General features: G+C 59.4%; 19 protein-coding genes and 1 pseudogene. 10 read left to right on the top strand and 10 right to left on the bottom strand.

Translation table 11 applies throughout. The features are described 5' to 3' along the window. Positions 1–130: 130 nt before the first annotated feature. Both ispF and ispD read right to left on the bottom strand, forming a co-directional pair. On the bottom strand, positions 131–748 hold the full coding sequence (ispF, locus tag DHV10_RS07235; protein WP_109485563.1) for a 2-C-methyl-D-erythritol 2,4-cyclodiphosphate synthase: 618 nt from the start codon (positions 746–748) through the stop codon (positions 131–133). Positions 749–816: 68 nt separating this feature from the next. Beyond that, on the bottom strand, positions 817–1518 hold the full coding sequence (gene ispD / locus DHV10_RS07230) for a 2-C-methyl-D-erythritol 4-phosphate cytidylyltransferase (RefSeq protein ID WP_109485562.1): 702 nt from the start codon (positions 1516–1518) through the stop codon (positions 817–819). 111 nt (positions 1519–1629) lie between these two features. Here ispD and DHV10_RS07225 point away from each other — a divergent pair, with 111 nt between their 5' ends. After that, positions 1630–3249, top strand: coding sequence for a tannase/feruloyl esterase family alpha/beta hydrolase (locus tag DHV10_RS07225; RefSeq protein ID WP_109485561.1), 1620 nt, complete (start codon positions 1630–1632; stop codon positions 3247–3249). A gap of 21 nt (positions 3250–3270) precedes the next feature. Here the strand turns inward: DHV10_RS07225 and DHV10_RS07220 are convergent, their stop codons facing one another. Further along, entirely contained in the window at positions 3271–3741 is a 471-nt protein-coding gene (locus DHV10_RS07220; protein ID WP_109485560.1) for a GNAT family N-acetyltransferase, read from the bottom strand. A 274-nt stretch (positions 3742–4015) separates the two neighbouring features. Between DHV10_RS07220 and tilS the strand changes: the two genes are divergently transcribed. From tilS to DHV10_RS07205, 3 genes are all read left to right on the top strand, one after another. Continuing rightward, positions 4016–5410 (top strand): tRNA lysidine(34) synthetase TilS, encoded by a 1395-nt coding sequence (gene tilS, locus DHV10_RS07215; protein WP_109485559.1) that lies wholly within the window; start codon positions 4016–4018, stop codon positions 5408–5410. Positions 5411–5661: 251 nt separating this feature from the next. Then, positions 5662–7584, top strand: coding sequence for an ATP-dependent zinc metalloprotease FtsH (ftsH, locus tag DHV10_RS07210; RefSeq protein ID WP_109485753.1), 1923 nt, complete (start codon positions 5662–5664; stop codon positions 7582–7584). Between the two features lie 573 nt (positions 7585–8157). Next, positions 8158–10431, top strand: coding sequence for a choice-of-anchor D domain-containing protein (locus DHV10_RS07205; RefSeq protein WP_109485558.1), 2274 nt, complete (start codon positions 8158–8160; stop codon positions 10429–10431). A gap of 150 nt (positions 10432–10581) precedes the next feature. Here DHV10_RS07205 and DHV10_RS07200 read toward each other — a convergent pair whose 3' ends face one another. From DHV10_RS07200 to DHV10_RS07170, 7 genes and pseudogenes are all read right to left on the bottom strand, one after another. Then, positions 10582–10971, bottom strand: a complete 390-nt coding sequence (locus tag DHV10_RS07200; protein WP_239461317.1) for a VOC family protein — start codon at positions 10969–10971, stop codon at positions 10582–10584. 157 nt (positions 10972–11128) lie between these two features. Further along, positions 11129–11257, bottom strand: a pseudogene (locus tag DHV10_RS28180) (winged helix-turn-helix domain-containing protein); the annotation flags it as partial. Positions 11258–11393: 136 nt separating this feature from the next. Next, positions 11394–11972, bottom strand: a complete 579-nt coding sequence (locus DHV10_RS07190; protein WP_109485557.1) for a TMEM175 family protein — start codon at positions 11970–11972, stop codon at positions 11394–11396. Between the two features lie 51 nt (positions 11973–12023). Further along, complete coding sequence (locus tag DHV10_RS07185; RefSeq protein WP_109485556.1) at positions 12024–12725, bottom strand: methyltransferase family protein; 702 nt, start codon at positions 12723–12725, stop codon at positions 12024–12026. A gap of 56 nt (positions 12726–12781) precedes the next feature. Continuing rightward, positions 12782–13351 (bottom strand): outer membrane beta-barrel protein, encoded by a 570-nt coding sequence (locus DHV10_RS07180; RefSeq protein WP_109485555.1) that lies wholly within the window; start codon positions 13349–13351, stop codon positions 12782–12784. Positions 13352–13493: 142 nt separating this feature from the next. After that, positions 13494–15401: a M48 family metalloprotease gene (locus tag DHV10_RS07175; RefSeq protein WP_109485554.1), complete on the bottom strand. Its 1908-nt coding sequence runs from the start codon at positions 15399–15401 to the stop codon at positions 13494–13496. Positions 15402–15505: 104 nt separating this feature from the next. Continuing rightward, positions 15506–16555, bottom strand: a complete 1050-nt coding sequence (locus DHV10_RS07170) for an energy transducer TonB (protein ID WP_162601282.1) — start codon at positions 16553–16555, stop codon at positions 15506–15508. Positions 16556–17249: 694 nt separating this feature from the next. On the opposite strand from DHV10_RS07170, the gene galE reads away from it, so the two are divergent. The 6 genes from galE (at position 17250) to DHV10_RS07140 (ending at position 24616) form a co-directional block, all read left to right on the top strand. Next, positions 17250–18263, top strand: coding sequence for a UDP-glucose 4-epimerase GalE (gene galE, locus DHV10_RS07165; RefSeq protein ID WP_109485552.1), 1014 nt, complete (start codon positions 17250–17252; stop codon positions 18261–18263). Between the two features lie 92 nt (positions 18264–18355). Next, positions 18356–18583, top strand: a complete 228-nt coding sequence (locus DHV10_RS07160; protein ID WP_204101342.1) for a hypothetical protein — start codon at positions 18356–18358, stop codon at positions 18581–18583. 19 nt (positions 18584–18602) lie between these two features. After that, complete coding sequence (locus tag DHV10_RS07155) at positions 18603–19439, top strand: phytanoyl-CoA dioxygenase family protein (RefSeq protein WP_204101341.1); 837 nt, start codon at positions 18603–18605, stop codon at positions 19437–19439. A 138-nt stretch (positions 19440–19577) separates the two neighbouring features. After that, a complete protein-coding gene (locus DHV10_RS07150) occupies positions 19578–21068 on the top strand; it encodes an MFS transporter (RefSeq protein WP_109485751.1) in 1491 nt (496 codons plus the stop codon). Between the two features lie 148 nt (positions 21069–21216). Beyond that, the gene (acs, locus tag DHV10_RS07145; RefSeq protein ID WP_109485549.1) at positions 21217–23229 is read left to right on the top strand and encodes an acetate--CoA ligase; all 2013 of its coding nucleotides are present in this window, start codon (positions 21217–21219) and stop codon (positions 23227–23229) included. Positions 23230–23338: 109 nt separating this feature from the next. After that, positions 23339–24616: a glycosyltransferase family 87 protein gene (locus DHV10_RS07140; protein ID WP_162601281.1), complete on the top strand. Its 1278-nt coding sequence runs from the start codon at positions 23339–23341 to the stop codon at positions 24614–24616. Positions 24617–24734 lie beyond the last annotated feature (118 nt).

Raw genomic sequence — 24734 nt, 5'->3', positions numbered from 1 at the left:
AGGTCTTGTGCATCGAGCCGTGTGGTTATGCCGCGAGAATACGCGTCTGCACAGCCCAGCGGCAACATAAATTGCCCAGGGCAAAATATTGACGGCGCTACTTTGCCCTCATTCAAGGGCATTCAGAGAATCAGGTGATGTCTTCGGTGTCGTAAACCGGAGCTATCGCCTTCTTCTTGGGAACGCCATGGACGGATGCGAGCAAGTCGTCGACGACGTCTTCGAGCTGTCGCTGGCTCTCGATGACGGCGCTCATGCTTTTCAGGTCGTCCGGTTCCACGGAACGTTCGACTAGGACGACGGCGTGGCATTGCGCAACGTGATCGAGCCCGAGCCCCTCGGGTGTTTTGGCCTTGATGCTGACCTGCTCCATTTCGACGCCGAGGAGGTCGGCCACGCAGGAGCGCATCTCGCCGGCCACCGGGGCGATTTTAGGAGCGTTCAGGATGAGGGTGGTATCCACATTTACGATCCGGAAACCGGCGTGCTCAAGTTCTTCGAGGGCGAGTTTCAGGAAGATGGCAGAGTTGGCGTCTTTCCACCTTGGGTCTCCGGGCGGGAAGAAGCTTCCGATGTCGCCGGCCGCCACCGCGCCGAGAAGAGCGTCGGTGATGGCATGCAGCAGCACGTCTCCGTCAGAGTGGCCGGCCAGTCCTTCAGGATGATCGAGGGTCATCCCGCCGATGCGCAGCGGAATGCCCGCCTTGAATGCGTGGGAGTCCCAGCCAAATCCGATCCGTGTCTCCATCTCTTACGTGCCTGCCCCTCCCGACCAGTCGCTCAGAACCGTCGGGCTTTCAATCAAGGTCCGCCGGATCAATGTGTCCGCTGGCTCAGGTAAAACTCTGCCAACTCGATGTCGCCCGGCTGTGTGATCTTCAGATTAACCTGAGAACCGTGCACCACGGCTACCGGTAATCCCGCGCGCTCCACGACGGAAGCCTCGTCCGTGCCTACGAAGCCATCTTCCACCGCGTCGCTCATGGCCTTCTGCAGCAGATCGTACCTGAAGCCCTGAGGTGTCTGCGCCTGCACGATAAACTCCCGCGGAATTGTAGAAGTAATGAGGGCTCCGTGCGCGGTACGCTCAACCTGCTTGATGGTATCGACGGCTGGCAACCCAACGATTGCGGCGCCGTGTTGCGCGACCGCATCGATCGTACGCTCGATGGTGGCCTTGTCGATGAGAGGCCGGACCGCATCATGCACGAGGACGATGTCGTCGGGACCGGCGGGGAGCGCATTGAGAGCGTGCACCACAGACTCCTGGCGAGTGTCGCCGCCCTCGACAACATGGACCCGGTCGGAGAACCCATGTTCAGAGACCTGAGCCTGGACGCGGTCTATTTCGGTTTTCCGGACGGCCACATAGATTGCTTTGATTCGCTCGACGGAGGCGAAGGCCCTGAGTGAGTGGATGAGGATGGGAAGACCACCCAGCGAGAGAAACTGTTTTGGCTGCGGCCCGGCCATTCGTGTTCCAAGGCCCGCCGCGGGAAGGATTGCAAACACCTGCATAACTTGGCGAGTATACAACTTCGCTCGCGTCCGGTTTGTTTCACAGCAGCGAGTCTTCCGCCGGGCATAGAATGTTCGCGTCGCAATCTGATCCAAGGAAGTGCACGTAGGATGAAGATCTTTGCGCTTATGGCTTCGGCCGCGTTTCTCCTCACCAGTGCTGTTGTGTCGGCGCAAGCGGACCCATCCGGTCCGCAAAAGTGCGAGGCCCTGGCAAAGTTGAATCTGCCCAATGTCACGATTGTGACGGCCAAGGCAGAGGAAGCAGGACAGTTCGTCGGCCCGCGTCATCCTTTTACTGGAGGCGATCTCACTCCTTTCTACAAGACGCTGCCGGCATTCTGCAGAGTAGTGGCGAAGGCACATCCGTCGGCTGACTCGGACATCACGATCGAGGTGTGGATGCCGCTGGAGAAGTGGAACGGCAAGCTGCAGGGTCTGGCGAATGGCGGCTTTGCCGGAGCGATCAACTATCTGGAACTTGGAGCTTCGCTCAAGAACGGGTACGCGGCGACAGGGACTGACACGGGCCACACCGGGTCGCCAATCGATGCGGCCTGGGCATTGGGGCATCCGGAGAAGATTGCCGACTTTGGATACCGCGGCATTCACGAGATGACCCGCGTGGCCAAGCTGGTGATCCCGCAGTTCTATGGCTCTGCTCCGAAGCGCTCGTATTTTGCGGGATGCTCTGACGGAGGCCGCGAAGCGTTGATGGAGGCGCAGCGGTATCCGGAGGACTACGACGGGATCCTGGCGGGTGCTCCGGCGAACTACTGGACGGGGCTGCTCTCGCTGGGGGTGGTGGACACAAAGGCAGTGACGGCTACACCCGCGAGCTTTATTCCTCCGGCAAAGATTGCGACGATCGGGAAGGCGGTGATCGCGGCCTGCGACAAGCTCGATGGGGTTGCGGACGGAGTGCTGAATGACCCGCGGGAATGTCATTTTGATCCGGCAACGATTCAATGCAAGGCCGACGCCGATTCCAATGAGTGCCTGACAGCGGCACAGGTAGCGGCACTGAAGAAGATCTATGCGGGAATTGAGGATGCCAGCGGAAGGACGATTTTCCCCGGCTATCTTCCCGGAGCTGAAGAGGGAGAGGGCGGCTGGGCGCTTTGGATTACGGGACCGGCCCCGGCGAAGAGCCTGATGGCCTACTTTGGGCTCGGCTACTACGCAAACATGGTGTACAACCAGAAGGACTGGGACTACAAGACCTTTGCCGTGGATGCTGGGATGAAGGCTGCGAACCAGAAGACGGCAGAAGCGCTCAATGCCACCAATCCCGACCTGAGCGCCTTCCGCTCGCGGGGAGGCAAGCTGATCCTGTATCACGGCTGGAACGATCCGGCGATTCCCGCGCTGAATACGGTGAACTACTACCAGGGGGTGATCGCGAAGATGGGACGCGGCGCGGCGGACTCGTTTACGCGGCTCTACATGGTGCCGGGGATGCAGCACTGCGGTGGAGGGCCTGGGCCTGAGAACTTCGGCGAGGCGCTGGACGCGACGAGTACCGATCCGCAGCACAATATTCGCATCACGCTTGAGAACTGGGTGGAGAAGGGAACTGCGCCGACGTCGTTTGTGGTCTCGAAGGCGGCGTCGGGGAGTTCGCCGGAGATCACGCGGCCACTTTGTCCTTATCCGCAGGCGGCGAAGTACAAGGGGAGTGGGGATCCGAATAAAGCGGAGAGCTTTAGCTGCGTGAGTGCGAAGAAGTGAGTAAGGGCCGAGCCTGAGTTCTCATTGAGAGGTGGTTTCGACGAACAGCATCTCGTTGCTCGTCTTGAATCCGAGCTTCTCGTAGACAGGCTGGCCTTTGTTCGATGCGTGTAGTGCGATGACTCCGATGCCGCGTCGCTTTGCTTCAGCCATGCATTCGAGGGTAAGGGCTTTTGCGATGCCGCGATTCCGGTATTCGGGTTCGACAAAGACATTCAGGATGTACGCGCGGTGTGCGGACTGCGGGTCGAGGAAGTGAGGCGCCCAGTCCAGGATCAACAAACCCGCCGAGCCAGCTGCGCGCTCACCATCGTGCGTGATCCATCCGGCGTATTTGTCTGCTGCGATCATCTGCCGAACCCACGGTTCGAAGTTCCGGGCCATTTCGTCGAGGACATCATCGGCCGCCTCCCGCATATCGGCGAACATCGCCTTGCGATGTTGCGTGATCAAATCGGCATCATCCGTTGTCGCCCGTCGGGTAGTGAGCATGGGTCGAGTATAGGGACTGCCGTTCGGTCACCACCCTCGCGGAAACGGCAGATGAGAAGATTGTCATGATGGATTTCGTCGTCGCCATCTTCCCGTTCCTATTTCTTGGTTCTATTGGAGCTGTGGTTTTAATTGCGTTCCTTCTGCTACGTTGGGGCCATCGCGACCACTGATCCTGTCTCTGTTCAGTTCTAGGCGTTATCCGCCGTATCATCCTTTCGTGCGCTCTTCTTCGCCCAGCATCCCGCTCGACACGTCGCTTTTCAGGCCGGGGATGCGTGTTGCAGTCGGTCTGTCGGGTGGGGCAGACTCGGTTGCGCTGCTCTGTGCGCTCGCGGATCGGAGCAGGGAGTTGGGGCTGGTGCTGCATGCTGCGCATCTGCACCACGGACTGCGCGGCGAAGAGGCGGACGCCGACCTGGCCTTCGCGCGCGAACTTGCGGCAAAACTTGGGGTCGCGTTCCACGAATCCCGGGTGGATACAGCAGCCGAGGCGCGGCGTGTCCCAAAAATTTCGCAGAGCTCCCAAGCGGAGACAGGCGATTCTCCGTCCAACTCCATTGAAGGAACGGCGAGGCGGCTGCGCTATGCGTGGTTCCGCCAGTTGCTTCGTGACGTGCCGCTGGATGCGATCGCAACGGCGCATACTCTGGACGATCAGGCAGAGACGGTGCTGGCCAAGTTTCTGAGGGGGGCCTGGACCGAAGGTCTATCTGGGATTCATCCGGTTCTCAACTTTCCAGAAGGTCCGATTGTTCGACCGCTCCTCCAAGTCACACGCCGGGAGATCGAGGAGTATCTGAAGTCCCGAGATCAGACCTGGCGCGAGGACTCGACCAACCATCATCTGACCTACACGCGCAATCGCATCCGCCACGAACTTTTGCCCCAGCTCGAAGGCTGGAATCCCCAGCTCCGGGAGCATCTCGCCCACATGGCCGACCTGGCTCGCGATGAGGAGTCATGGTGGCAAGGTGAGATTCCTCGTCTCGCCTCCTCAGTTATTCTGCGCGGCCGTCCGGTTCGCGGCGGGGGGCGGGCCTCCACGAGTGCGGAAGGCGTAGCCCTGGACATTGCCCGCCTGGTGGCGGAGCCCGTTGCCCTGCAGCGGCGGATCATCCGGCACGCGTGCGCGCTGATTGAGTCCAGCCCGGCCTTCGAGGCGACTGAGGCCCTTCGGAGTCTTGCTCAGACCGGAAGGGCTGGGCAGAAGCTGGAGCTCGGCCAGGGATTGCGCGCGGAGCGAACTCACCGCGAACTTCGGCTTACTCGCGGTCCGTCGACTGCGGAAAACTCCGACGCCTCTGAACCTTCACGGTACGAATGTGTAGTTCCGGGCGTACTCGAAGCGCCGGCCTATGGCTACCGCATTCATCTTGACTTCAATCCAGGTTCGTCGTACCGCGACGGCGCGCCGTTGAACGCCGTTCTACGATCGTGGAAGCCGGGCGACCGCGTGCATCTGCGCTACTCCTCTGGCCCGCGCAAGATCAAGGAAGTGCTTGAGAGGATGAAGGTTAGTGGCGAGGAGCGCACCAAGTGGCCGGTCCTTGATGTGGGTGGCCGCATCGTCTGGATGCGCGGCGCGGAGCTGGAGCCAGACCCGAACATCCGGGTTATCGCGGAGCCGATGGGGGTTGAGGCAACACAGGACACCTCTAACGGCTAGTCCGCTTCCGCCGATTTGTGGCGTTGACGTGGTGGATTCCTATCTTTTCGTCCGGTGCACTCTTTCGAAGTTGTTTCCACTTCGGAGTACAATCGAAGACACTGCACATCCGGGCGGGAGCGAGAAGTGTATCCCGTCCAAAGGGCCCGCACTTTCTGTGACTTCAAAGGCTGTCCGGGCGTCTAAAAGGGTGTTGTAGGCGGTGTTTGAAGTTCAAGCGGCTTCTCCCCGCCGGGAAAAGAGGAATCCTGGTGAATTCGACCGTTAAAACAATCATGTTCTGGGTCTTTATCCTGATCTGCCTGGTGCTGCTCTGGGGCGTTGTCCAGAAGGGCGCGGGGATGGGAGCAAAAGACGCGGAGATCTCGTATTCCGACCTGTACAACAAGGTTGTGCACGGGGAGGTTCAGGACGCCCAGTTCCAGGGGACTGATCTTCGCGGGCACCTGAAGGCCAATCCCAAAGAACAGTTCCACACGACGGTCGGGGAACAGCACGAGGACCTGGAGAAGGCCATGTTGGCCGCTAACGTGAGCTTCTCCAAGAAGGACGCGCAGAGCAATCTTCTTCTGCCGATTCTCTTCAACGTTGGCCCGTTTGTGCTGCTGGGTGCGATCTGGTTCTTCATGCTGCGCCAGATGCAGTCTGGCGGGAACAAGGCCCTGTCGTTCGGCAAGAGCCGCGCGCGCCTGCTCTCGATGCAGCAGAAGAAGGTCACGTTTAAGGATGTGGCCGGCGTGGACGAGGCCAAGGAAGAACTGAAGGAGATCATCGAGTACCTGCGCGAGCCGCAGAAGTTCCAGAAGCTCGGCGGGCGGATTCCGAAGGGCGTGCTGCTCGTCGGACCTCCGGGAACTGGTAAGACTTTGCTCGCCCGCGCGGTGGCGGGAGAGGCGAACGTTCCGTTCTTCTCGATCTCGGGTTCTGACTTTGTCGAAATGTTTGTCGGCGTCGGCGCGAGCCGCGTTCGCGACCTGTTCGAGCAGGGCAAGAAGAATGCCCCGTGCATCATCTTCATCGACGAAATCGACGCAGTGGGACGTCACCGCGGCGCAGGTCTCGGCGGCGGACACGATGAGCGCGAGCAGACGCTGAACCAGCTGCTCGTCGAGATGGACGGCTTCGAGTCGAATGACGGCGTGATTCTGGTTGCCGCAACGAACCGGCCTGACGTGCTCGATCCCGCACTGCTGCGGCCCGGCCGTTTTGACCGGCGCGTGGTTGTGGGTCTGCCGGACGTTCGCGGCCGCGAGGAAGTTCTTCGCGTGCACGTGAAGAAGGTTCCTGTTGCCGATGATGTGAACCTCAACGTTCTCGCTCGCGGTACACCGGGCTTCAGCGGAGCCGACCTGGCCAACATGGTCAACGAGGCTGCTTTGAACGCAGCGCGCGTCAATCGCAAGCAGGTCACGATGTACGACTTCGAGCTTGCAAAGGACAAGGTGCTGATGGGCGCCGAGCGCAAGTCGATGCTGCTTACGGACGAAGAGAAGCGCGTCACGGCGTACCACGAAGCCGGACACGCGCTGGTCTCGATCATGCAGCCGCACTCCGATCCCATCCACAAGGTGACGATCATTCCGCGCGGCATGGCGCTGGGTGTGACGATTTTCCTTCCCGGCGATCGCCACAACTATACCCGCGAGTACCTCGAGGCGAATCTTGCAACTGCATACGGCGGCCGCGTGGCTGAGGAGATCTTCCTCAACCAGATGTCGACCGGCGCAGGCAGCGACATCGAGAACGCCACCGACCTCGCCCGCCGCATGGTGTGCGAGTACGGCATGAGCCGCCTCGGTCCGCTCACCTTCGGCAAGAAGGAAGAGCAGATATTCCTTGGACGCGAGATCGCTCAGCATCGCGACTTCTCGGAAGAGACCGCGCGGCAGATCGACCTCGAAGTTCGCCGGCTGATCGACGAGGCCTATCAGGCAGCGAACAGCATCCTCAGCTCGCACAAGGACGCCATGCACCGCATCGCCGCGGCGCTTCTTGAGCGCGAGACGATCGACGCAGACGAAGTGAAGATGCTTATCGACGGCAAGGAACTGCCGCCGATGCGCTCGTCCCTTGCTTCGCCCAGCGATGGCGGCAGCAGCGGTGGACAGACCGTGCTGAAGCCTGACACCCGCACAGGGTCTGGTTATCCGGAAGGATCACCAAGCCCCGCATAAGCTGTTCAATATATCCACTACAGCGGCCGCTCTTCGGAGCGGCCGTTTTCTTTTGGCGTAACGTTACGCTGAATCCGACAAGCGTGTTCGAAACGCGGTACGCACCGGAGTGCGCTATTTACACGGAAAATACTACGTAACGTGGAAACATTTACCTCGTCAGCTTCTGATTGACTTGGTTCGGAGCAAATCGATTCACTCGCAAAGTGAACAACCAAAAGAGAGTCTCACATCGCAAACCGCAGCGCCGAGCGTGGCATCGTCCGTGCAGTAGACACGGCAAGCTTCAGGGCTCATTCTGTCTAATCGGTGACGAAGCTAGACCCTCATCGGTGAACTTCCACGCGCTACGCTCGGCGGGCTGTCTCGCACGTGTCTGACCCCGCCCCGACTCAACAGCACGTCAGCTAAATCCGAAAGCAAGACCGAAAGACTTTGCGCGCGGCTCCTGATTCACAGGGCTACAGTCCGCGTGCGCTTCAGGCATGCTGTAGCTGCAGCTGACCTCTTTGCTGCTCTTTTCCTTGGCATATCGCTGTTGCGAGTGAACGCAATTGCCAGGGAGAAGTACGGATGTTCGAAGTTAAGTTGCGGCCTGCTCCGGTCCGCGCGATCGTAAAGCAATTTTTCAATTCCTTCCAAAGTCGAGTTTTCAGCCCACACACCTTTGTCGTTCTCCTTCTTCTATGCATCTCCGCGTTTGGAGTCGCTGGATGCGGAGGAGTAGTCGCCCTTGGCGGCGGACCGTCTTCTTCGTCCGGTACGAACGCCGCCACCAGCATCACTGCGAATCCTTCCACGGTCGATTTCGGGAGCGTGAGCGTCGGCAATTCGGCCACGCAGAAAATCTCCCTTGTGAACAGCGGAACGGACGCAGTCAAGCTCTCGGAGCTTTCACTCTCGAACACCGCGTTTCGCGTCGATGGAGAAGGGAAGCTTCCGGTTACGCTCGCGGCAGGCGCATCGTTAAGCCTGAATGTGCATTTCTCGCCGAGCAGCGATTCCGATATCTCCGATCAGCTTAACGTGATCGCCGCTTCGTCTTCCGGTGCGGCTGCTGCGGTCAAGCTGCATGGCAAGGGAGCATCCGGACCGGCGGAGTTGAGCGGTTTGACATGCGTGGAGGCCCAGGTCTCTGGAGCAGGGTCCGACTCCTGCACGATCTCCAGCAACATTGCGGCGGGCCCCGGCGGACTTCACGTTCATCTCTCGAGCAATATCTCGGCAATCAAGGTTCCTGCAACCGCCGCCATCCCATCGGGCGCCAGCAGAGCAACGTTCTCCGCGGCGATTTCGAAGGTCAGTGCCGAAGAGAAGGGAACGATCACAGCTACCCAGGGAAATAACACGAAGGCATTCGAGGTCTCGCTTTCGCCAGTAACGACGTCTGCGGGAGCGCCTGAACTGAAATCGCTCTCGTGCACACAGACTCTCTTTACAGGAGCCGGGAAAACTGCCTGCACAGTAACCTTGACCGCGAAATCGCCGAAAATCATCCAGGTTGCGCTTGCGAGCACGAGTACGGATGTGACTGTCCCCGCTTCGGCCACCATCGCGGCCGGATCTACCACGGCTTCCTTCAATGCGGTGATTGCGCCCGTTGCGAGCGCGCAGAGCGCAGTGATCTCCGCATCGGCCGGAAGCTCAACCCGCGATATCTCGATCGAGCTAAAGCCATCGAAGACCTCGCCGGCCACCGGCTCACTGAGCCTCAGCACATCTTCATTGCAGTTCGGCGACGTTGCTGTCGGTACTGCGGTGACCAAGTCTTTGACTGTGACCTCAACTGGAAACGCGCCGGTCACAATCAAAGCCGACTCCACGACAGGAGCTGGATTTTCGGTCTCCGGGGGTAGTTTTCCCGCCACCCTGAAGCCTGGCCAGGCCGTGGTGCTCACCGCGCACTTCAATCCCACAGCGGCTGGCTCGGCAAGCGGACAGTTAACGATTGCGAGCAATGCCGGAACGCAGTCCGTGAGCCTGGCCGGAAACGGCACGACCACGGCTCCATCACTCAGCGCGTTGTCGTGCAGCAGCTCCTCGATCACCGGATCGCTGGCTGACACGTGCAAAGTGACGTTATCCGGATCGGCGCCAAAGGGAGGCCTGAGCATCGGACTTGCGAGCAGCAGCTCAAATGTGACGGTTCCGTCCTCGATCACGATCCCTGCAACAGCTGCGTCCGCAACGTTTGCTGCGAACGCGACTGCTGTTTCGACTGCGCAGACCGTAAAGCTGACAGCCACCGAGGGCGGCGTATCCAGATCGATCTCGCTGCAACTCAGTCCTGCTCTGGCTCAACTCAGTGCGAATGCGACGACCATCTCGTTCGGCTCGGTCCTGCTAAGCCAAGCCACTACGCAGGTCGTGACGCTCACCTCTGTCGGCAAGGCGCCGGTCACTGTGCAGTCGGTTTCGGTGAAAGGAAGCGGCTTCTCCCTTTCATCGGTGAACCTGCCCGCAACCTTGAACCCCGGCCAGACGCTGGCATTGACGCTGATTTACAAGGCGTCGGTCACCGGCTCGCAGACAGGCGTGTTGACGATCAATAGCGACTCTTCAACGAACCCGATACTGACGATCAACCTGAACGCCACAACCGGAGGACATCGTGTGGAGTTGAGCTGGAGTCCGCCTGCGGCTTCCTCAAATCCCGTCGCGAACTACAAGGTGTATCGCGAAACCGGAAGCAGCGGCGGGTTTGCAAAGGTGGCTACGACAGCACAGCCTACCTACACCGACACGAATGTGCAGAGCGGAACCACGTACAACTACTACGTCACAAGCGTGGGATCAGCCGGAGGAGAGAGCCAGCCCTCGAACACGTTCACCGCAACGATTCCATAAATAGATCTGCGGAAGGCCCAGAGTAACGGGCCGGAAACAGACGTTCTTATCATTCATACATTCTTATCTGCGGTCGTCGATCGGGAAAAACAGCCCGATGGACGACCGCAATTCATTCCTGTTTGCTGGGTGAGACTGAATCAGATTTGATCAGCAGCGTTGCGCCAGCTGCACCAGGTTCCCGCACGTGTCATCGAGAACGGCGGTGATCACCGGACCCATCGCTACAGGCGGTTGCGTGAACTGCACTCCCGCGGCCACCAGCCTGGTGTATTCAGCGTGAACATCGTCGACGCCAAACGAGGTGATGGGTATGCCGTCTTTAACGAGAGCCCGCTTGAACTGCGCTGCGGCCGGATGCGCATCGGGCTCCAGCACAAGCTCAACTCCGTCGGGATCTGCGGCGGACACTACGGTCAGCCAGCTGTGTTCCCCGAGCGGCACCTCGGTCTTCTTTTGGAATCCCAGCTTTTCCGTGTAGAACTTCAGGGCTTTTTTCTGGTCGTCGACGAGAATGCTCGTGAGCACGATCTTGATCATCCTTCTCTCTCCTGTTTTTCTGTGGAAGCCATCGTGTCGCGAGCGCTTTCAATGGCTCAGTGCGCAGATAGTGGAATTTGTAGCGGCCTTCCCGTTCCGTAGCAATCAGGCCTGCGCTCTCGAGGATTTCGAGGTGCTGCGAGACGCCCTGCCGCGTGACGCTGATCTGATGCCGCATGAGCAGGCGCGCGCAGATCTCGAAGAGCGTCTGGCCATCCCGGTCGCATAACTCGTCCAGAATCGCTCGCCGCACCGGCGCCACAAGGGCTTCGAAGATATCGGTCATTGGTCGTTGCCAAAGGGTTCTTGCAAGAGATGCACTTGCAACAGGCAAGCTGTTACTTGCATGTTGTGAGCTTCACGATAGGCAAGCGACGGCTTGCCTGTCAAGTGAAAAAGGAGCCGGCGGTCAGGCGAGAAGTTTATTCCGATGTGATGAGCCGCTCGATGCGGCGATCGGGAATCAGCCACAGGAGCGCTACAAGAATGTATATAGAATGCGCCACCCAATGGGCGACGAAGCCGAAGGGAATGGCAATCGCATACATCACGACGGAAACGAACCCTTTGCGGTCCTTGCCGATGGCTTTTCTAACCAGGGAGTTCTCGCCCTCGCCGGCAATGATGGTCTGCACCAGGATCCAATAGCTCACGCCGGACATCAGCAGCACCATTCCGTAGACCGCCGTCGGGTCGGGAGCAAAGCGGCTGGCGCCCATCCATCCCGTTGCGAAAGGCAGCAGGGACAACCAGAACAGAAGGTGCAGATTCGCCCAGAGCACGCTTTCGCGAACCTGCCGAGTCGCGTGCAGCAGATGGTGGTGGTTGTTCCAATAGATGCCGATGTAGACGAAACTCAACAGGTAGCTGAGGAGGATGGGCAGGACCGGTCTGAGTGCTTCGATTCCGCTGCCCTGCGGGATGTGCAGCTCCAGCACCATGATGGTGATGATGATGGCGAGCACTCCATCGCTGAACGCTTCAAGACGGCTCTTCGACAAAAGGTGAACTCCCGGAAGGTTTGGCTGGACCGATTGTACGTTCCCCGGCGATCAATACAGCCCAGGTACCAGCGCAGCAGTCTCCTGGCGATAGGATTCGTATTTGCTGCCGAACGCGTTCACCAGGTTCTGCTCTTCCATTCGCGTCTTGCGCAGGTAAGCGATGATGCCGAGCAGGAGCCCAAGCAGGGCATGCATCTGACCTGAGACGATCGCTGTTCCCGCATACATCCCAAGCAAGCCGGAATAAATGGGATGGCGTACGGAGCCATAGGGGCCGGTTCGAATCAGCTCGTGGTCTTGCTTGATGGTGATTTCGCCGCTCCAGTTTCGGCCGAGGATTCGTCGTGCCCAGATGGCCAGAGCGACGCCTGCAACTTCAGCCGCAAGCCCAAGCACTCTGACGGTCAGGTTGTCCGGCAGAAACCGCTGACTGAGGTATTTGCTCGGCCAGAAGATGAGCAGCAGAGCCAGGTTGGTGAGCACGACGTGGACGGTTCTGGATGCCTTTGACTCGGATCTGATTGCGGGCGCGGAGTTCTTCGATTGCCACTCCCAGTACATCGAGAACGCAACCCACGGAAGAAATGAAACAAGTATCGGCCAGTCCTTGAATGTGTAGCCCGTGCCATGTGCATCATCGAGCCATGGCTTGATGATCGGTCGGGCAAGCAGGGCACCGACCAACGCCCCAACGAGCATTGCGATCTTGATCGCATCACCCTTCTTCGCCGCGCGGCTTTCGTCCGGCATGGCGCAATTCTACGATGAGGCGGCGCGGGACTTCGCGGGGAAAGAGCGTCAAGTGATTAGAAGATCCGGTATGCGACTCCGGCGCTGGCTCCGTATGGCTTCAGCGTTCCGTTGATCCAGTTCGGCCAGAACTGATATTCGAAGTCGAACGCGCGCACGCTCAAGTGCCTGGAGAGGTTGAGATCGACGCCGCCGCCGAGGGCGAGATCGGTGAACCGGCCGTAGGCTTCCTTGTATTCAAAATCCATTTTGCCCAGCCCGACCAGAGCCTTGCCATAGGGAACAGCGCCGAGCCGTTTGTACTCGTGGATGGGAACCCTGGGCCCGAAGAGGTAGCTATCCTCGGTGATTCCGACGAATGAGTGCTCGCGCAGCCAGCGCATCTCGGCTTCGACCGAGACCCATTTCGTCACTCGCAGGTCGGCGTATGCGCCGAAACCGTAGAGCCGGTACGGGCTCGTTCCCGGTACGCCGCCGCCTGCGTAGTCGGGCTGAAATGCCGAGGCAAATCCTCCGGCCGTGAGCGACATCTTTCCCCGATAGGCTGAGGGTGAAACCTGCGCATGCGCGCACACACTGATCATCACAATCAGCAAGCTGAAAAGGAAAAGCTGGAGTCTTCTCATGAAAGGGCGCTCATCCACTCCTGAAGGAAGTTAGGTCAGAATGTTGGATCAGGAAGCTCTGAACAGGAACTCAAAATCGTCGCTAAGTATAAAGCCAGAGGCGGATAACCTCAGGTTATCCGCCTCGACATATAGCTGCTAATTACTTCTGGGGGTTAGGGGACCCACCCGGTTGGGGCTGGGGCGGCTGCTGTTGCTGCTGCTGGGGCTGCGGGCCCTCGTTCTGCTGGGGCGGTGCAGTCTGATCTCCACCTGCAGGCGGTGTGCTGCCTGCGGGCTGACCAGCGGCCGGGTTCCCGGCTGGGGCTGCTCCGTTCGGATCGCCAGTTGGCGGTTGGGCCGGGGCCGCGTTCTTGGCTGCAGCCGACTGGGCTTCGTCGTAGCGCTGCAGGCGGAAGTAGACCGGCGTGACCTCGAGAGGCATTTTGTCCCGCGGATTGAGAGGCGCGTACAGCTTCGCGTTCAGCTGATGGACGCGATCGTCCCAGGGATCGGTCTTGAGCCAGCTGCCCAGCGGCAGAGCCGGGCTTTGCGTCAGGTCATCCCAGTTCAGACGGGGCGCGCCCTTGGCGAGAGCCGTCATCCACGGCGTACCGTCCGTCTTCAGCAGGGAATCGCCAAGCTTCGGCGTGTTGAGCGCCTTCAGCACCTGGCCGCGATCGGCGAGCTGAGACCAGTAGAGGCCGGCCTTCGACAGCTGATCCTTGTACATCGAGGCATCCAGGTATTCCTGCGCCTTGCTCGCAGCTTCCTGGTTGTCGTGGTCGGTGTGGTTCATGTTGATGCGGCGGAACGAAGCCTCGTCGGGGAACATCAGGCGATCGTTGAACGCGTACCGGGTATCGATGTGATGTCCGAGTGCGATGTGCGCAAGCTCGAGCGAGATGACGGACGCCAGCGTTGCTTCATCCTTCGGCATCGTGTCGATCAGGCCCTTGCTGACAAGGATCGTGTTGCCGACGGTCGTGGTCTCGATGGTGTCGGTCAGCATGATGCGGCAGTGCACGGGAAGGCTGAGCGCAATATTGTTGGGCACAACCAGGTTGGTGACGATCTGGTCGAGCACCGTCTGCTCGAAGCCGTTAGGCGTCAGCGGTGCAACGAGGCCAGCCTGCTCGAGGCGATCGATGACGTTGTTTTCGGCCTGCTGAACCCACTCGCGTGAGGCCTGCAGCGGGCTCACGTCCTGCGAGTCGTCGCTCTTGTCTTCGGCGTCGTCCACCTTCATGCTTACGCTCTCGCTGTCGCGGGTGGGGAGCTTCAGGCTGTAGCCCCAGAAGTGGGTCTGCGCCTTCAGGCCGACTTGCTTTTCGCCGTCGCGGCTCGTCTCTTCGACGTAGATGGCGACCGGCAGCCAGACTCCGGGCTGAACGTTCATACGCCAGCTGTCGAAGTGGAAGTAGTAGCGGGAGTCGTCTTCGCTGCGCGGTCCGGTGTAGGTGCCGTTGAAGCGGACGACGTTGCCGTCCTGATCTTCAATCCACACGCGACCGTAGAAGCGGCCCATTCCGGCGACCTTGGGATGGACGTCGTAGACCCACGTTCTGACGGAACCGAGGAACTCGCGGCGCACGTAGGTGAATGCATAGTGCTGTTCATCGAATCCTGTCGGATCGAGGAACATCATCTGCATGAAGCCGGTGGGATTGTAGGTGAAGTGCTTGTCGAGGCCCAGCGCCTTGGTGAGTCCGCTGATGGCGGCGAAAGAGCCTTTGAACCAGCCCTTCTTGTCCTTTGCGTCGCGAGGCTCGTAGCTTTTATCGAAGAAGCCCTTGCCGAAATCTACCCGGCTCAATGTGTACTGGTCCCCGATGGGTACCTGCCAGAGTTTTACATCCGGCTTGGTGTCCTGAATGTAGGTCTCCACGAGCGGTGTGCGCTGCTGGATCGCCTTGATCAGGATCTTCTCCTGCCCGATCGACTTCTGCACGAGCGCGGCCTGATCTGGGGTCAGCGGGTGAGTCTGGTCATAATGCGGCGTTTTCTTTGCCTCTGCCGCAGACACGCCCATGAGCAGGGACAGGAGGGTTAAAGGGATCTTTCTGTACATCATTTTTCTCCTAGGACTTCTTGTCTTTCCAATGGCAGCAGCTTTTCTGCTTCTTGTGAGCGTATGAGCTGTCTGTCGTAATGACTGCAAAATTCGTTGGACTCTTACGCCAGCTGGAAGGTGATGGTGATGTTTGTGGTCAAGTCAACAGCCTGGCCGTTGCGGGTCGCCGGACGGAACCGGATCTGAGAAGCCACGCGCCGTGCTTCTTCATCCAGACCGTGGCCCAGCCCGCGCACGACGCTGTTCACGATCACTTGCCCTGCGGCCGTGAAGGTGACGCGCAGAACCACGTCGCCCTGCACCTTCAGCTGTCGCGCCTCTGCCGTGTACTGCACAGCGGGCTTGGACAACACTTCGAGACTGGTCGGAGCGACTTCCTTCCTTTGCTGCGCGGCGGGGGTCGCTGCAACTTCGGTCTTGATGCCGGCTGAACCCACCTTGCCGCCGGTCGGATAGCCGGTCGATGCCGTGCCGGTGCCGCCGGGTATCCCTGCCTGCGCGACTTTACCCACGGTTCCGGCGTTCGAGCCGGACTTGAGGCCGTTGCCGATGCCCGCCGATCCGACCACTCCGTGAGGAGCAACGGCCGGGCCCTGCATGCCGCCATATGGGTTGCCGATGGCAGCTACGGTCGCGGGACGGGTGGCATTCGGATTCGGGGTTACGCCAAATGTCTCTCCCAGGTGAACGGGGGCCGTGGAGGCCTTAACCGTGTTGTTCTGGGCAGGCATTGCTGCCGTGAGCGCAGCCTTCGGCTGGGGTGCCAGAACGATGGCCGGCTTGGCGGCCTTGAGCTCGGGTGTATTGAGCTTGGCTTCCATCTCCAGAGGCTTGAGCGCCGGCTTGGGCTCGGGCTTCGGCATGTTGATTTTTGGCTGCTCCATCTGCACTTCCAGCTTCGGCTTGGGAAGGTCAGGAAGTTTCGGAGGAGGAGGCGTCTTGAACTTCGGCTGAGGCGGCGGCGTTGTGGGGAAGATCAGCTCCGTCTGTTCAAAGTGACGCTGCTGCAAAGCGTGCTTAGCCGTCATGCCCACCCAGATCATCAGCCCGAGGATGATCACATTCACGGTCGCGCTCGTGAGGAACGACGTCGAGCGTCCCTCCGGCTCAGGGAGCAAGCCGAAACTTGTTCGACCAGGATAGCCACTCATCTGCATGTTGATACCTCGGAATTTGCCATGGAGGCGGCGTCTTGATCCTCTAAGATGCGCGTTGGATAGACGTGAAGGCGGTATGAATCATGACGATAATCTGCCATTCTGACCACATTCTTGCCCGGGCGGGAGTACCTCATGTTCAGTCGCCGCAAATGCTCCTCATATTCCGCGGCAACCGGCTGAATCCAAAAAGGAAAGTCTAACTTGCTTTGCCGGCTCCCGAAGCAGGGGATTGTTGAGCTCCAATGGGCCGCGTGCTCTATTTGACGTCGCTCTGCCCAAAACGGAACGAGCGCCGGTGCACAAGAGTCTCCAAATATCGTAGCGGAACAGGTTACTCCAGCGCTACAGGAAGCACTTTCGATTTGGCGGGACCGAACCCGCTCCGAGGACCTGATTTCGTGACCCTGCTTCGTGCGCATCCTGCCTTCCCCCGGGGTAACCAGACTGCATCCAATGAACTGCCGCAGAGATCCTCAACAGTTTGAGGCCGGGAAAAGGGAAAACGTCTGTCCGCGCATGTGTTTATTTTTTTGCCCGAGGCTTTCGAAACGGCTATTTTCGATCAAGCCGCGGGTCCGAATGCGCCGTCTGCTGACGGTCGCTGCTCGGAAGGCGCAAACCTTTGCAATGCCTTGCTGTAATAGACTCACGGTAACCCAATACGCCCTGGAAGGACACCACTTTTGTGAGAACTTTGGTTACCGGCGGTGCCGGATACATTGGAGGCACCGTCGCCTCACTTCTCCTCTCGCAAGGCCATCAGCCCGTTGTACTTGATAACCTGTGCCACGCCCGTCGATCGATGGTTCCCCCGGGGGTTGAGTTCATTGAAGGCGACATCGCAGATCGCGGTCTGATCGAAAAGATTTTCAAGTCGGCAAAGGGGGAAGGAAAGCCGTTCGACTCTGTGCTGCACTTTGCCGCGCTCATCGAGGCAGGCGTCTCGATGGTGCAGCCTGAGACCTACTTCCGTAACAACACGGCATCCACTCTGGCGATGCTGGAGGCGATCATCGCGGAGGGTCCCCGGCGCCTGGTTTTCTCCTCGACCGCGGCCGTGTATGGGGAGCCGGAAACCGTGCCCATCACGGAGTCGGCCCGGCTGAAACCTACAAACGTTTACGGCGAGTCGAAGCTGATCGTCGAGACCATGCTCAACTGGTTTCACTCGATCCACGGGCTCCGATCGGTGGCTCTGCGCTACTTCAACGTGGCCGGCGCTCCGGAAGGTCCTGACGGCATCACGCGCGGGGAAGACCACGAGCCGGAATCACACCTGATTCCGCTGATTCTCGACGTAGCTCTGGGACGCCGGCAGTCGATTCGGATCTACGGCGATGACTACTCCACGCCCGACGGCACCTGCATTCGGGATTACATCCACGTCTCCGACCTTGCCGACGCGCACCTGCTCGCCCTCAAGGCAGTGGAAACGGACGCTGCCGCGAAGGATCGACTCATCTTCAATCTGGGCAACGGCCACGGATTCAGCGTGCGCGAGGTGATTGAATCGGCTCGCCGCGTTACGGGCCATCCGATTCCCGCCGAACTGCACCCCCGGCGTCCGGGCGATCCCGCCGTTCTCGTTGCCAGTTCTGAAAAGGCGATCAAGGAGCTAGGGTGGAAGCCGCGCTACACCCAGCTCGATGAGATCGTACGCACTGCCTGGACGTGGCACCAGAAGCGGTATAAAGGCTAACTGCCAGGAGAACGTTCATGGGTTGGGCGACTCACTACATCGTGCAACTCCGACAGGGGGATTCTGTCTCGTTCCGTCCCCGAGGGAATTCGATGAAAGGCAGAATCGAATCGGGCCAGCTTTGCACGGTCATTCCGATTGATGTTTCTGAAATCCAGGTGAACGACATCGTTCTTTGCAAGGTTCACGGCAACGAGTACCTGCACCTCGTAAAAGCAATCAGCGGATCCCGTTTCCAGATCGGAAACAACCGAGGGCGGATCAACGGCTGGATCGGTCCGAATGCGATTTATGGGAAGTGCGTGAGAATCGAAAATTAGGTCTGCGTGAGGATCTGATATGTCTCCACTTCGAATGGATGCGGCTCACGACAAAGGCGACGAATCCTTGCACTTCCTCAACCGGGACCAAATCGAGGGCTTTATCCGGGACGGTTTCTTGCGCATCGACGGCGCCTTCTCGCCTGAAACAGCGGCCGCCGCACGAGAGATTCTGTGGCGCGATTCAAGCTGCGATCCAAACGACCGCTCCACATGGACGAAACCGGTTATTCGGCTATGGGATTATCCGCAGCAACCCTTTCGAGAGGCTGCAAACATGCCCGTCCTTCACCGTGCCTTCGACGCACTCGTGGGAGAGGGCCGCTGGGTTCCGCGGGAGAGCCTCGGGACTTTTCCACTTCGCTTCCCGCACCCGAATGATCCGGGAGATACGGGCTGGCACGTGGACGCAAGCTTCCCGCCCGATCCGCCGACGGACAACTACCTTCAGTGGCGGATCAACATCAACTCAAAGGGCAGGGCACTACTGATGCTGTTCCTGTTCTCCGATGTTGGGGAGGACGACGCGCCCACACGCATCCGCGTCGGCTCGCATCAGACCATGGCGCGCCTGCTCGCTCCCGCAGGAGAAGCGGGGATGCCGATGATGGAGATCTCGCAGGCAGCTGCATCCGCGACTCAGGGTGGGGAAGAGGTGTCGGCCACCGGCGCCGCGGGGACCGTTTATCTCTGCCACCCATTCATTCTGCATGCAGCTCAACCGCATCGCGGGAAGACACCGCGGTTCATGGCGCAACCGCCCCTTGCACCACGAGTTCCATTCCAGCTGTCTCGCGCCGACGGCAACTACTCTCCGGTTGAGCAGGCCATCCGGCTCGCGCTGAGCTTGAACTGATCCGATGTTGCAGGTTGCAGGATGCTGACGGGCGTCCCGAATTCGCTTGACGACCGCGTCTGAGCACCCGCACAGTGAATCTCAGTCCCTGCTGTGCCCCCGCTGGTTGACGGGACTCTGTGCGAGGTCGATCAGCGCATGTCTTCCCCGGCGAAGCCTCACTCTTCCGGCTCTCTGGTTCGCGTTGTGCTCGGTTCTGCGACAGGAACGCTGATCGAGTGGTACGATTTCTACATCTTCGGCGCGCTCACCTCGGTTCTCTCGGTCAAGTTCTACCCGCCTGAGAACCAGACGTTCGCGCTCATCGCGTATCTTGCGACGTTTGCCGCGGGTTTTCTTGTCCGGCCTTTCGGGGCGCTTTTCTTCGGGTGCGTCGGCGACCTGGTGGGACGCCGCATCGCATTCATCTTCACCCTGTCGATCATGGGCGGAGCGACTGCGGCGGTTGGCATGTTGCCGACATTTCAAACCGCGGGGTGGATCGCGCCCATCGGTCTGATTCTTATCCGGCTGTTGCAGGGACTCGCGCTGGGCGGGGAGTATGGCGGAGCCGCGGTGTATCTGGCCGAACATGTTCCCGACGGCAGGCGCGGCTTTTACACGAGCTTTCTGCAGACCACTGCCGGACTGGGCATGATCGCTTCGCTCTCGGTAATTCTGGCTACCGAGCACTCGATGAATGGACCGTCGTTCCAGCGCTGGGGATGGCGTCTGCCGTTTTTGCTCTCGCTCATCTTTGTGGGCATCTCCCTTGTCATTCGCATTCGCATGAAGGAGTCGCCGATCTTTGCGCATGTGAAGGCGAGCGGAACGCAATGCGCGCGTCCGCTGAAAGAAGCGTTTGGGAACTGGGCAAATCTCAGGCAGGTGCTTGTATCGCTTTTCGGCGCGGCGGCGGGGCAGGCGGTTGTGTCGTACACGGGACTGTTCTACGCGCTCTTCTACATGCAGAACATTCTGCGCATCAACACGCATACGACGAACGTGATCGCGCTGATCGGTCTCGCCATGGCCACGCCTACGTTCATCCTTTTCGGAGCGCTGTCCGACCGCATCGGGCGCAAGAAGGTGATGCTCGCGGGAATGCTGCTGTGCCTGGTGTGTATTTATCCGATCTATCGCGCGATGCAGCAGGCGGCCGGCAACAACGTTGTCGGCGTCACGTCGACGAAAGACCCAGTCACCAACGAAACGCGGCTTACGCCTCTTACCCGGGAAGGCTCGTCTCTGGTTGCGGCTCGGCAAGCCAGCCATCCCAACATGCCCCTGCTGATTCTGCTGATCTGCCTGCAGAATCTGTTCTCCTGCATGGTCTATGGGCCAATCGCCGCGTACCTGGTCGAGGCCTTCCCTGCGAAGATCCGCTACACCTCTGTCTCCCTTCCATACCATCTCGGCAACGGCATCTTTGGCGGGCTGCTGCCTGTGATCGGCGTCGGTCTGTGTGCTGCGACAGGAAACCTGTATGCCGGGCTGCTGTTTCCTATGTCGGTCTGCATGCTCTCGCTGGTGGTTGGCAGTCTGTTTCTGAAAGAAAGCTCTGGAACGCTGATCTGGTCGGAGATCGAATCGCCTGCAGTCAGTCAGCTTGTCTTGACCGCGGCGCCGCTTCCCGCCACCACGGACTGAGCTGGCGTCTGACCACTGCCGCTCTTGCCCCTCCCACCCCTGCCCCGATAGAGTTGCAGCGTCAGCAGTTGGCGCCGTTGCGCTGAAGCGAACTTATGTCTCCTGCTTGAGACTCCCACTCCATCGACTTCCCTGAAGGATCCCATTCATGTCCTCGCCGCACGTTCCCGCTGATCCAAAATCGGTTTCATCTCTTTCCAGCCAGGATCTCGATTCTCTCCTTCGCGAAGCCCGCGTCTTTCCGCCGCCACCGGAGTTCTCGGCGAAAGCGCACATCAAGAGCCTTGAGCAGTACGAGCAGTTGTACAAGCAGTCGATTGAAGATCCTGAGGCTTTCTGGGCCGGGATCGCAAAGGAACTGCACTGGTTCAAGCCGTGGGACAAGGTTCTGGAGTGGAACCTGCCGGCAGCCAAGTGGTTTGTGGGCGGAAGGATGAACCTGAGCTACAACTGCCTCGATCGTCACGTTGAAAGCGGGCGCGGCGATAAGACTGCCATCATCTGGGAGGGCGAGCCGGGAGAGATTCGGCGGCTGAGCTATGCAGAACTCCACACCGAGGTGCAGCGGTTCGCGAACGCGATGAAGGCCCTGGGTATCAAGAAGGGCGATCGTGTGGCGGTGTATATGGGGATGACGCCGGAGCTTGCGGTCGCGATCCTGGCGTGCGCGCGCATTGGCGCGATTCATACTGTGATTTTTGGAGGATTCGCGGCGAATGCGATTGCGGATCGCGTGAACGACTGCGGCTGCGTGGCCGTTATTACGCAGGACACCAGCTATCGGCGGGGCAACGAAGTTCCGCTCAAGCGCACGGTTGACGAGGCAATGCATGCATGTCCCACGGTTGAACATGTCATCGTGTACAAGCGTTCCGGGTCGCCGGTGAACATGGTCGAGGGCCGCGACTGGTGGTGGCACGACATCATCGCCGATGCGCCGACGCATTGCGCCGCAGAGCAACTCGACTCCGAAGACCCGCTCTACATCCTTTACACGTCGGGCACTACCGGCAAACCCAAGGGTCTGGTTCACACGACGGGCGGCTACGCGGTGCAGACGTACATCACGTCGAAGTATGTCTTCGACCTGCGGGACGATGACATCTACTGGTGCACGGCCGATATCGGCTGGGTGACCGGGCATTCGTATGTCGTGTACGGGCCAATGCAGAACGGCGCTACCGTGCTGATGTATGAGGGCGCGCCGAACCATCCAGATTTTTCGCGCTTCTGGAAGATCATCGACGACCACAAGGTCACGATTTTCTACACTGCGCCCACGGCGATCCGCGCATTCATCAAGTGGGGCGATCAGTATGTCGATAAATACAAGCTCGATTCGCTGCGACTGCTGGGCACGGTAGGCGAGCCGATCAATCCTGAAGCGTGGATGTGGTATCGCGAGAAGATCGGGCACAACCGCTGCCCCATTGTGGATACCTGGTGGCAGACGGAGACCGGGTCGATCATGATCTCGCCTCTGCCCGGTGCGGTTCCGGCCAAGCCGGGGTCGGCGACGCGACCGTTTTTCGGAATTCAGCCGGAGGTTGTTACGCGTCCTGACGCGGACGGGAACTTCCACGCTGTTCCTGCCGGGAGCGGCGGCCTGCTGATTGTACGCAAGCCGTGGCCATCGATGGCGCGAACGGTCTGGGGCGATCCTGAGCGGTTCAAGAGGACGTATTGGTCGGATGTTCCGGGGTGCTATTTCACCGGCGACGGAGCGCGCCAGGATGCAGATGGCTATTTCTGGCTCATGGGCCGCGTTGACGACGTGATCAATGTGAGCGGGCATCGGCTTGGGACGATGGAGGTGGAGTCGGCCCTGGTCGCGCATAACAAGGTGGCTGAAGCGGCCGTGGTGGGACGCCCGGACGACCTGAAAGGCCAGGCAATCGCAGCCTTTGTCACGCTTGAGTCCGGCAATCAGCCGTCAGATCAGCTTAAGGACGAGCTTCGCCAGTGGGTGGCCAAAGAGATCGGCGCGCTCGCTCGTCCCGACGACATCCGCTTTACCGAAGCACTCCCGAAGACGCGCAGCGGCAAGATCATGCGCCGCCTGCTGCGCGAACTGGCGACGCACGGCGAGATCAAGGGCGACGTGACCACGCTTGAAGACTTCACGGTGATCGCCAAACTGCGCGAGGCCGAAGAAGGATAACTGATCGTGTTTTGAGCAGTATCACTTTGGTGTCCTGGAGTGACGATCGCGAGCTTCGATCGTGTGTGGCGAGGTGGTAATCTCTTCGAAACCAAAGTCAAAAAGCGTCTTGCTCACCGACAGCATCAACTCGACAGAATCTTCCGCCAGCGCAGGTCTCTCTCCTCGCAGAGTTCTGACCATTTTGCTTGCCGCACTTGTTGCGCTGGCGATTCCGGCTTCGCTCGCATTCCAACTTCGAGTGGCAGTCGAAAACGGGTTTTCCGATTTTCAGGGCTTCTATGATGCCGCGACGATCATTGATTCAGGTGATGGGGCGCGTCTCTATGATCTTTCCCTCTATGATCAACCACGGCTGAAGAACATCCTAAAAGTACCCGGGATCATCGTACGGCATTACTATATCCACGCTCCTTTTGAGGCTATATTCTTTCTTCCACTCGCACGTCTCCCGTTCGTCACAGCGGCCTGGGTTTGGTGGACGTTCAGTCTGCTTTGTGCCTTTCTCACGCTCTTCGTTCTGCTTCCCTTTATTGCATCCATCAAGGAGCGGATTGAGCTGGGCCTTGTAAGCGTTACTTTCTTCATCCCAACTATCTCCACGTTGTTCCAGGGGCAAGACACAATTGTCACGCTGCTGCTATTCGCGATCTGCTATCGAAGTCTGGTGCGGGGTCGTTACACGTTGGCGGGATGCGCCCTTGCAGTCGCAATGTACAAACCGCCCCTTGCTCTGCCCATGATTCTCCTGCTGGCCATCGTTTCTAAAGAACGCTGGAAGCTTGTGACCGGCTTCTTGGGAACCTTCAGTTTTCTGGTCTGTGTTGCGATCCTCAAACTCGGCTGGGCTTGTGTCGCAGGTTATCCCTCTCTTTTGAGCCGGTTTTCAACCTACGAGGAAGGGCACTACCACCTTGCCGATATGCCGAACGTGCGCGGTCTGGCAACACTTGCATTGCAGCACCTCCTCTCCGAACGAGTGATCTTCGTTGTGGTTGCAGTGCTTTCGATGGCGGTCTTGGTCCTGTCAGTCTGGGCTGTGAAGAAGATCAAAAACAGACCAGAGGCACACCCACTTGTGTTTTCGTTGTTTGTGGCCGCATCAGTCCTCGTCGGATATCAGGAGTACGCCTATGACCTGGCGTTGCTGTATCTGCCCGTCTTGCTGACTTGGGATTCGCTTTACCAGAAGGACCAAAATAGCCGGGATCGCGGGCTTCTGACCATTTCCACCATGCTGCTGCTGTTCGGTTCTTTTCTTTCTCTTGCTGCGGCCCCGCTCTACGCTTGCGTCATCGTCTTCTTTTTTGCAGTTCTCGCCCGGCAACTCCATGGGCTTGCGTGCGCAACGCTCGTTTCTGACCGGCCCATCGAAGCTACAGACTAAAAAGTAATCCTCACAGGCGGCTGTTCAGATTCGCCAAGCCGGCCTTGACATAAAAGGTTACGTTTCTGCCGACGATCTCAGCCGCAGCGTTTCGCATCCGCATCAAACCATTGGTCAA

This window comes from Occallatibacter savannae (genome assembly GCF_003131205.1).
Taxonomy (GTDB): domain Bacteria; phylum Acidobacteriota; class Terriglobia; order Terriglobales; family Acidobacteriaceae; genus Telmatobacter; species Telmatobacter savannae.
The sequence above is the reverse complement of the archived record's forward strand: the minus strand, read 5'-3'. Positions and strand labels throughout refer to the sequence as shown.

Coding starts and splice junctions, on each gene's coding strand:
- ispD (WP_109485562.1), bottom strand. CDS start 1,518: ATGCAGGTGTTTGCAATCCTTCCCGCGGCGGGCCTTGGAACACGAATG.
- DHV10_RS07185 (WP_109485556.1), bottom strand. CDS start 12,725: ATGCCGGACGAAAGCCGCGCGGCGAAGAAGGGTGATGCGATCAAGATC.
- DHV10_RS07220 (WP_109485560.1), bottom strand. CDS start 3,741: ATGCTCACTACCCGACGGGCGACAACGGATGATGCCGATTTGATCACG.
- DHV10_RS07225 (WP_109485561.1), top strand. CDS start 1,630: ATGAAGATCTTTGCGCTTATGGCTTCGGCCGCGTTTCTCCTCACCAGT.
- DHV10_RS07180 (WP_109485555.1), bottom strand. CDS start 13,351: ATGAGAAGACTCCAGCTTTTCCTTTTCAGCTTGCTGATTGTGATGATC.
- DHV10_RS07155 (WP_204101341.1), top strand. CDS start 18,603: ATGTCTCCACTTCGAATGGATGCGGCTCACGACAAAGGCGACGAATCC.
- DHV10_RS07150 (WP_109485751.1), top strand. CDS start 19,578: ATGTCTTCCCCGGCGAAGCCTCACTCTTCCGGCTCTCTGGTTCGCGTT.
- ispF (WP_109485563.1), bottom strand. CDS start 748: ATGGAGACACGGATCGGATTTGGCTGGGACTCCCACGCATTCAAGGCG.
- DHV10_RS07200 (WP_239461317.1), bottom strand. CDS start 10,971: ATGATCAAGATCGTGCTCACGAGCATTCTCGTCGACGACCAGAAAAAA.
- tilS (WP_109485559.1), top strand. CDS start 4,016: ATGCGTGTTGCAGTCGGTCTGTCGGGTGGGGCAGACTCGGTTGCGCTG.
- acs (WP_109485549.1), top strand. CDS start 21,217: ATGTCCTCGCCGCACGTTCCCGCTGATCCAAAATCGGTTTCATCTCTT.
- DHV10_RS07160 (WP_204101342.1), top strand. CDS start 18,356: ATGAAAGGCAGAATCGAATCGGGCCAGCTTTGCACGGTCATTCCGATT.
- DHV10_RS07175 (WP_109485554.1), bottom strand. CDS start 15,401: ATGTACAGAAAGATCCCTTTAACCCTCCTGTCCCTGCTCATGGGCGTG.
- DHV10_RS07170 (WP_162601282.1), bottom strand. CDS start 16,555: ATGAGTGGCTATCCTGGTCGAACAAGTTTCGGCTTGCTCCCTGAGCCG.
- DHV10_RS07205 (WP_109485558.1), top strand. CDS start 8,158: ATGTTCGAAGTTAAGTTGCGGCCTGCTCCGGTCCGCGCGATCGTAAAG.